The 8932-nt window shown below is 65.1% G+C and carries 6 protein-coding genes; 5 read left to right on the forward strand and 1 reads right to left on the reverse strand.

Going from position 1 to position 8932, the window contains the following annotated elements:
* Window positions 1-19 precede the first annotated feature (19 nt).
* Window positions 20-1432 (forward strand): diaminopimelate decarboxylase family protein, encoded by a 1413-nt coding sequence (locus ACZ6S0_RS50020; protein WP_465927702.1) that lies wholly within the window; start codon window positions 20-22, stop codon window positions 1430-1432.
* A gap of 166 nt (window positions 1433-1598) precedes the next feature.
* On the opposite strand, the gene ACZ6S0_RS50025 is transcribed toward ACZ6S0_RS50020, so the two are convergent.
* Entirely contained in the window at window positions 1599-1841 is a 243-nt protein-coding gene (locus tag ACZ6S0_RS50025) for a hypothetical protein (protein WP_465927704.1), read from the reverse strand.
* A 16-nt stretch (window positions 1842-1857) separates the two neighbouring features.
* On the opposite strand from ACZ6S0_RS50025, the gene ACZ6S0_RS50030 reads away from it, so the two are divergent.
* From ACZ6S0_RS50030 to ACZ6S0_RS50045, 4 genes are all read left to right on the forward strand, one after another.
* Window positions 1858-2766 (forward strand): hypothetical protein, encoded by a 909-nt coding sequence (locus tag ACZ6S0_RS50030; protein ID WP_465927706.1) that lies wholly within the window; start codon window positions 1858-1860, stop codon window positions 2764-2766.
* 381 nt (window positions 2767-3147) lie between these two features.
* A complete protein-coding gene (locus tag ACZ6S0_RS50035; RefSeq protein WP_465927708.1) occupies window positions 3148-7938 on the forward strand; it encodes an HD domain-containing protein in 4791 nt (1596 codons plus the stop codon).
* A complete protein-coding gene (locus tag ACZ6S0_RS50040; RefSeq protein ID WP_465927710.1) occupies window positions 7931-8251 on the forward strand; it encodes a hypothetical protein in 321 nt (106 codons plus the stop codon). Before ACZ6S0_RS50035 ends, ACZ6S0_RS50040 begins: the two co-directional genes overlap by 8 nt.
* Window positions 8248-8844 (forward strand): hypothetical protein, encoded by a 597-nt coding sequence (locus ACZ6S0_RS50045; protein WP_465927711.1) that lies wholly within the window; start codon window positions 8248-8250, stop codon window positions 8842-8844. Before ACZ6S0_RS50040 ends, ACZ6S0_RS50045 begins: the two co-directional genes overlap by 4 nt.
* Window positions 8845-8932: the final 88 nt, after the last annotated feature.

The raw sequence follows: 8932 nt of genomic DNA on the forward strand, positions 1-8932 counted from the left end.
CTCCCGAGAATGGTGCCCCGTGACCACGACCGACCTGTCCCCCGTACCCCCGTCGCTGGTACACGCCGCGGACGGCTCCGTCACGTTCGACGGCGTCGACCTGGCCGGCCTGGCCGCCCTCCATGGCACACCCACCTGGGCGATCTCCGGGTCCCAGCTCGAACAGAACTACCGCACGCTGGAGAACGCGCTCGGCGTGCGGCTGGCCAAGCCGGTGATCGCGTACTCCATGAAAGCGAACAACAACCAGGCGGTCGTGCGGACCATGGCCGGGCTCGGCGCGGCACTGGACTGCAGCTCCGAATACGAGCTGGCCCTCGCCGTGGCTGCCGGCGTACCGGCGGACCAGGTGATCGTCAACGGTAACGGGAAGTCGCCGAGCTACCTCACCGCCGCCGTCCGCCTGGGCGTGTGGCAGATCAACGTCGACTCGATCGCCGAGGTGAACCGGCTGGAGTCGCTGGCGAGCCGGCACGGCACCCGGGTGCGGTGCGCCGTACGGCTCAAGCTCTCCTACGCCCGCCTGCTGGAGAACGACCCCAGCTACGAGCGGACGTTGCGCGTCGCCGAGGGGAAGTTCGGGTCGAGTGTGGAGAGCGGCGACGCCGAGGCCGTCGTACGAGCCGTCGTCGCGTCCGAGCATCTGGAGTTCGTCGGGCTCAGCCACCACGCCGGATTTCCCGGGTACCGCGCCGACTTCACCGCCGAGCGCCAGCTCATGCACCAGACCCTCTGCGCCCAGGAGGTCGTGGAGTTCGCCCGGCTCCTACGCGACCGGTGCGGAGTGGTCCCCCAGCGGATCGACCTCGGCGGCGGGCTCCGCTCCGGCCGCTCGGTGTACCTGTCCACGCCGGGGAACGGCGCCGACGGGGAGTTCCGGGCGCTGCCACGTCCCGAGGACTACGCGGAGGCCGTCGCGGCCGGACTCGCGCGGGCGGACTGGAACCCGGTCGTGCAGTTCGAGACCGGCGGGTTCCACGTGGCCGACGCGGTGATCCTGCTCACCGGCGTGCAGGACGTGAAGGACGTGACCCACCCCAGGGAACGGCGTTACGTCACGCTCGACGCCGCGATGACGATGTTCGCCGGACGCGGGCTCAACCGGGTCGGCCATCCGGTGGTGGCCGTCGGATACCCGCCGGACGCCCGCCAACACCCGACACCGACGGAACTGGTGGGTCCCACCTGCGCCTACGACAGCATCGCCGAGGACATCGGCCTCCCCGACGTGCGCGAAGGCGACCTGCTGGCGCTGCTGAATCAGGGCGCCTACTGCGAGGTGCTGTCAACCCAGTTCAACGCCCTGCCCCGGCCGGCGGTGGTGTACCTGAAGAATGGCGACGCGCGGCTGGTGCGCAGACGTGAGACCCTCGCCGACATCTGGGCACGCGAGTCCGCACCCCTTGACCTGGGGGGAAGAGCCGGCGCCTGACGCGGAAGCCGTCGAGGAGCGCACGCTCGGCGCCGAGCGTGTCCAGCGGCACGACCGCCGGGGCTACCGAACACGGTGTGGACGGATAGGCGGGTGACAGCCAGGACGGGCGGCCCTGAGAGCTCGGGACCGCCGCCAGCACCCGCCGAACGGCGGCCTCCAGCAGTTAGGCCCGCTCTTCCTCCGGCAGTTCCTTCAGATTGGCGCGGCCGATGCCGGCGATCTTCTCCATCGCCTCGATGTTGTCGTCGAAGTTGCGGATCACCAACGGGTCGACTGCGGGCGCACGGTGGCGCTGGGCGCGCTGATCGTGGCCGCGGCCACCGGGAACGCCACCGTCGCGTGGATCTACGCGGTGGCGTTCCTGTGCCGGCGTGGGTGAGACCCTGTGCGACACCGCCACCGCCACGATGCTGCCTCCCCTCGTGGCCGACACCGACCTCGAACGGGCGAGCGGACGTCTGGTCAACGCCGAAGTGGCGGGCAACGAGCTGATCGGCCCGTTCGTCGGCGGCTACCTGTTCGGGGTCGCGGTGGTGCTGCCCTTCGCGGTCAACGGCGGCGTGCCGGCCCTGGCCGTGGCGCTGATCTTCAGCCTGCCGAACGTGTTCGCGCCCGCCTGGGACGACTGGGTTGCGACGCTCGTGCCGGTTGCTTCCCTCATAGCTGGAGCTGTTCTTACTATGCTCGGCCAATCGCTCACAGACCGGAGAGCATTGCGGCGCGAACGAGAGGCAAGAAAGGAACAATTTCACTCAAAGAATTTTGAGATCCACAGGGATGCCCTACTTAAACTACAAGAGATAGTCGTAGATTTTAGCTCAAAGATTAAGCAAGAAAATATTCGACGAGAGCGCGATGGGGACTATGAATTCTGGGACTCCCGGCCAACGAAACCCATAAGTACAGCACTTTTCAAGCTTCAACACTTTGTTTACGACACGCATGCGGCAACCGGAGACCTGAGGGACGACTTAACAAGAGAGGAGACAAAGACGCTCTTCAGGAGGTTCATGCTCAATGCTAGGGCAACAAGGCGCCAGGCCAAGTCTATTGGCTCGCAATTCCGAACGATGGGAAGCGTATTTACAAGGAAGCTCGCCTTTGCCGCAGCACACGACGAATTCAGTCAGCAACTTCACGTACACATGTACAGGAGTGGCTCCGACCGTGTCATCGAGGCGGCAAACAACCATCTGTCTGCAATATCCGAATGGGAGAATCAACTAGTATCAGAGAATCGCGACGAGCTATATTACCAAATTGCCGAGACTCGACAAGACTTGCTGGTAATCCTCGGAGAGGTCCTAAAAGACGGGCCGTTCGGCAATTAGCCCCACGTCCACAGATCCGAACGCTTCAATCAACCGATCCATACCGAGGCTCAGCATGCAAGGTCCGAGCTTCATCGATGAGACAGACGAATCCGACGAACTAGGCCGTCGGGTAAGCAGCCAAGTCTCGACTCACCGCACTTTGCCCGTTCAAACTCATGCTCAACCACCCGGCGGAGGCGATCCCCAGGGAACGACTCCAGTCCATCCGCCAGCTACATACCGCCGTAACGGAATCCGCCCCACCTGGTACCCCTCCTCGAACAGATCTTCACCTGGGTCACACCGATACCTCTATCATCATGCGCGCCCCTGTCGAACACCGAACCACGACCCCGACTTCTCTCGTACAGCGGTGAATCGGCATGGCATGGTATTCGCATGACGGTGCGCCATGCCTTGCTGATCGGTGTCCCCCGGTGCGACGACGCGGCGTTCACCGACATCGGCGACATCGTCAGAATGGACGTACGCGCAATGCGCCAGTCGCTCGACCAATCGGGGTACGCCAGCGTAGAGACCTTCGGCGTAGAGGGGCCAGAAGAGCCCACCAGCAACCGCATAAGAAACCGCATCAAACGCGCGTGTGAGACAGTCCCCGACGGCGGTGTCCTGCTCCTCTACTTCTCCGGGCACGGCATCACCGTCAACGGCACCGACTACTTGGTCCCCAGCGACGCCGACCGCGATCCCGGGGCGGCCGCACCCTCCGCCGAGGACCTCGTCCCCCTCGTCCCCCCTCAGGTGCAGAAGTGCCGGGCCAAGCTGGTCATCTTCTTCGTCGACGCGTGTAGGGACGACCCCGCTCAGGCGCACGCGCCTGGCGTGCGCGGCGGCATGCTGCCCTACCTACAGGGCGGTGACTTCGTTGTAGTCACGGGCTGTGGGGCAGGACAGCGCTGCCACTATGGTGAGTCAGGCAGTTTCTTCTCTCAGGCGCTGGCCCAGACGCTTGACCGCCGTAATCCAGCGCGTACGTTGCGGCAGGTCCTGGACGACGTTCAACGACAGATGGCACGCAAAACCGGCCTGAGCCACAACAGGCAGGAACCCGAGGCCCACTTCGTGGGGGCCACACTGCCCGGGGGCGACGTGGCCGTGTGCGACGGCGACGAACTGACCGTCGCCTGGCGCAGGGCGGTGGAGTCAACGCCGTTGTGGAACCGCGCCCAGGCGAATCTCGATGATATCTCTGCGGTCCGTGACACCGTGAAGGACGTTGTGGACAGGTGTGCGCGCCGGTGCGGCGAGGCCAGGACCGAACTGCTGCAATCTACCGGCATCGACGACCCTTGGACCGACCAGAACTACCCAGTCCGCGTCCTCGACCGAGTCCCGCTTCTGCTGACAGAGTCCGTGGAGCTCTCCCTGGCCGAGGTGGCCATGCTGGTGTCCGCGCCATTCCTGCGCGAGCGGGTCATGGCGGAGGGGGTACGCCAGGCGGCACGCATCGCGCCCACTAACTTTGAGCGAACATACGTCAGCGGTCCGCGCAGCGACCTCGAAGTGACTCACGAGATGCACCAGCACCTGGTGCAACGCGCCGAGGGTTTGGCAGCTCGAGGCGAGCACGAGGCTAGGGACGCGCTGGCCATGTGGCTGGTCCACCAGTGGCTAGCGGCCGGATCGTCGCTCTGGCGTGGCCCGGACGCAGAACGGGCTTTCAACGACGGGGTATCCCTGCTCAACGACCTCTGCCCTGCCACTACATCGGGCGAGCTGGCCAAACTGGTCGAGGCCGTCGTCCGAGCGGTAGGCGCCGACCCGGTCGACCATCAGGTGCATGAACAGCTCCGGAAGGTCTACGTGGACGACCGGTGGCGCGGGCTCGCATCGGTTGCGTGGCTGGCCGGGCTCCTAGCGGCCGACGCCCGCCGGATGCCCTCGGTCATCGCCGACCATCTTGGCACGCGACTCGAGCTGCCCCTGGCAACCGTCAGATCGGCTGCGGAGCGGCTCGACTGGAGGCGGTCGGAGGATCAGCTCGACCTGTACTTTATCTGCGATCACCCGGCACTCCACTTGGCCATGCAGGACCTGGCCGACCGGGCGACGGAGGCAGTGGAAACTGTACGCGAGCGCCTTCCAATGGCACAGGAACTGGCCAAGGCACTCCCAGAGCGGGTTACTACCGAGGGCCTGCGGCCCGAGCAACGCGGCGAGGAACCTGCCTACGCCACGCCGGTCACCACGTTCCGGCTGGCCGAGGAGAAGGTCCGCGAGCTCCTCATGGGGCGCCAACTCTATGACGATCCGGCGATGGCCATCCGCGAGGTCTACCAGAACGCGCTGGATGCGTGCCGTTACCGGCGCACCAGGATCGATTTCCTGCGCTCGAAGAAGGTGCCGTCGGGGACCTGGCAGGGACGGATTACGTTCCGCCAAGGCGTGGACGAGGGCCGCGCGTACATCGAGTGCACCGACAACGGTGTTGGCATGGATCCCGACACGCTACTGCATGTGTTCGCCAGCGCTGGGGAGCGCTTCGTGTACCGGCAGGAGTACCGCGCGGAGCAGGCCGACTGGCAGAGCGTCGTTCCACCACTGCGGATGGTATCCAACAGCCAGTTCGGGGTTGGGGTGTTCAGCTACTTCATGCTGGCCGACGAGATCACCGTGGTCACCCGGCCGGTCGGCAGGAATGCGATCGTGTCGCAGCAGGCCTACCACGTGCACATCGCCAGCAGCGGCAGCCTGCTCCAGATCACCCCGTCGGCGTCGGGGATGCCGGAGGGCGGCACGATGGTGCGCCTGTACCTGACGGGCGATGAGGACATCTCGGTCCTGCGTACGTTGCGGCAGCTGTTGTGGGTGGCGGAATTTGCGGTCGAGGCGGTCGAAGACGGGGTGGGCGCTGAAACATGGGAACCGGGGCAACTGCGCTACCAAGACGAGACGGTGGAGTCATTGCGGTGCGGAGACGATCTTTGGTGGGTGTCGGGGGAAGGGGGATTGATCGCCGACGGCGTTCGTACGAACGAGGAGATCTTCGGCCTGGTAGTGAACCTCAGGGATATGAGACGCCCCCAGTTCAGCGTTAGCCGCAAAGAACTGAGTAAGTGGGATAAGAACTGGGTGGAGGCAGAGATCGAGCGCTCGCTTCCCGCCCTGATGTCCTGGCCAGGGCTCACGCTGACGTGGTTATGGGAGGTGACGGACTCGGCCCCGCAGGTGGCTCAGCACATCTTCGACCACATCGTCCGAACCAGTGGGCAGCTTCCCGTAGGGGGTGCCCTGGCCGGTGGGGCTGTCGTCCGCTCGCCGGCGCTCGGTTGCCTGCCAGCTGACGAACGGCTCCTTGACCCCGTGGGGTGGGGAATGTTCCACGCCCGATGGTTCGCTGCATGGCGGGTTGGTGCCTGGATTCGTCACGCGGGCACTCGGCCGACCGGTACGCGCGTCAAGGCGGCAACCGAGGATCCCACCGGCTTTCCCACACTGGGTCCCATGGACGCAGACCTGTTGAAGCGTTTAGAGAGCTTCAGGTCCGATCTGCCCCTCAAGGTCAGTGAGCTCGTCCAAGCCCTTGCCGACGAGGATGAGGATGTCGCCACACGACTGAAGCGTCTGCGACGTTACGCGATCACCGGTCTCGACATCACAGCGACGCGCGATATCCCGCCCGTAAGGCACAGCTTCGATGACAAGACCCTCCCATTGTTCTGGGCCTTGGCCGCGTGGTTCCCTTCGGGCGAGCCCTCGCGACGGTACATCGCCCACCTCCTGGTGAAGGCGTCCAACGCACTAGACCAGCCGCTCGGGCAGGTGCTTGTCCGAGCGGCTGCCCTGGCGCCCGAGGGCTGGGCACCCCCGGAACTGGAGCTTGGGCCGCTTGCCGATTACACCTGCACAGCGGCCGACACTCTGTTGGCATGGCGGACCACTTGGCAGGAGTTATCGGGCGACATAACCATATGCCCCGCTCTGCTGGTCGAGATCGCCGCAGACACGGGCAGGACTGTCGACCAGGTTCTGCTGATGTGCGACAGGCTTCGGCCATTGGGCGTCGAGGTTGCTGAGCGCGCCCGCTACCCCCAGGAGTTGGACCTGTTGGAGGTCGAAGCGTTGCGCCAGGTGGAGTACGCGGGCCTGCAACTCGAGCCCTTGCATCTCGTGGTGATCGCCGCCAGGGCGGGGATCACCGTGCACGAGGCGCACGCGGGATTGGCCAGGCTTGCTGCGACTGGCCTGTTGGCGCTACCCGACATAGCCGGGCTGCCCGACATAGCTCCCGGCGAGGCGGAACTGGAGCTGATCGATGGTGATCTTCGGCATCGAGGCAGGTACGGGCGGCAAGTGTTGTGCAATCGCACGTCAGTGGTCACGGAGCTGATGTGGGTGTTGTGTGGCCGAGGGAACAGGGAAGGACGCTTGGTTGCGACAGCTCGCTCGCTCCTACCCTTTGTCAGGGCCGAGTTGATCGCGCCCGCCGAACTGTTTCGGGTGGCCCGACTCCTCCATTGTTCGATCGCCGAGGCGCGCGAGCATGTGTTGTCCATCTTTCCAGGGATCCGGCTTCCTCCGGAAGCTTGCGAGGAATCCGTTCTCATTCCGACAGACGAGCAGGGCTACGCGCTGGCAGGTGACCGATGGCCAAGTCGGTTGGAATCGGACTGGCATCTCGCCCCCGGTGAGATTGTCTGGGGCGCACTCGACGCAGGCCAAACGCTGGGCGAGTTCCTCAAGGCTTTGGTCCCCTACCGGGGGCTCGGTGCACCTGTTCCTGCCCCAGACGAGCGGGCAATGGAGAGCTTGGACGGCTACTACCCCGACGTCTATGACGCCTACCTGCTGTTTACGATCAATGGTGACCTCACCCAAGGCCCGGCTCTTCGGCGGGTGGCCGCGCTCGACCTGGTGCGGATCGCCGGACGTTATGGCTGGCCGGTCACGAAGGCCGATGAGCGGCTGCGTAGGCTCGAGACGCTGGGACTCACCCTCGATTACCCGGCCGATGCCTGCCCTGACGCGATTGTGTACTGGCAGGACCTGCTCGCGCTCACGGTCCACCTCGACGGCCATGCCCCCGCCATCGGTCCTACCGTCACCATGCATCACCTGACCCAAGCGGCCGACCAACTCGAAGAATCCCCTGCTCAGGTGTGCGACCGCTTGCGACGCTACACGGCCCTGTTCTGCCTCACCCTTCCAGAGGAGGAGCTTCTTGGCTGAAATCGAAAACCACCAAGTCATCGACTACCAGCTCACCGACCGCGGCCTGCAAGAGAAGGGGTTCACTGTAACCGAAGCGGCCGCTGGCGACCTGGAGGTTGTGGGGACCTGTCCGGCCTGCCTCGGCAGAACCGCCTCTCCCTGGACTTACGGGATAGCGGGGAGCAAGGGCGTGTTCAAGCGACAGGAGAAGGCCAAACCGAGCGGTCCGCGTACCGTCTACTGCGAGTGCGGGTACATGCACCCCCATCGTCCCGACGCCGCTTGGGATCTCGGGTGCGGTGCGTACTGGCAGGTGGAGTTGCCCTCGTGAGCGTTGACCTGTGGCGCTGGGCGCAACGTGCTCAGCAACTGCGTTTCCAGCAACTGGAGATCGCCAGAAAGCAGGCAGAGAGCTGGAGAACCGGGCTGGCCGGGATCACAACGCTCCTAGCGGCGGTGCTCGTCGTCAAGGGCAGAGAGACCATCGACGCGCTGGCACAGCCATTCTTCTGGCTGGTGCCGCTGCTCCTCGCCATCGCACTCGGCCTGATGGTCTGGGCGACACTGACCGCAGTGGGCGCTGCCTCCGGCTCCCCGTCGGACCAGACGTTGCTCACCGGCGAGGACCTGCGCGACTGGACGCGCGGCGAGGTCGAACGAGTGCAGGACGCTATCGTCAGGGCGCGGGTGCTTACCGTGTCCGGAGTGACGGTGGTCGCGCTCGCGCTCGGCCTGTCCTGGCTTGGACCGAAGGCAGCGCTCAATGCCCCACTGATCGTGGTGGAGTCGGCCGGCGGCCGGTTGTGCGGCTCGCTTGTTGACACCGCAGGCGACGGACTGATCATCAAGGTCGGTACGGATCACCAGATCGTCCAGTTGAAGGCTGTCACTCGGATCAGGCCGGTGCCTGCCTGCCCCGCCTAGATGATTGATGCCAAGGGGGATGGCTACGGTTAGTGGTCGTAGGCGATCAGGGATCGCTTGATCGGCTGGCCGGTGTTGTCGTTGAGCC

It is taken from the genome of Nonomuraea sp. NPDC051298, assembly GCF_055586305.1.

What these genes read in the sequence shown, in the direction of transcription:
- ACZ6S0_RS50035 (WP_465927708.1), top strand. Translation starts at nt 3,148, where the DNA reads ATGACGGTGCGCCATGCCTTGCTGATCGGTGTCCCCCGGTGCGACGAC.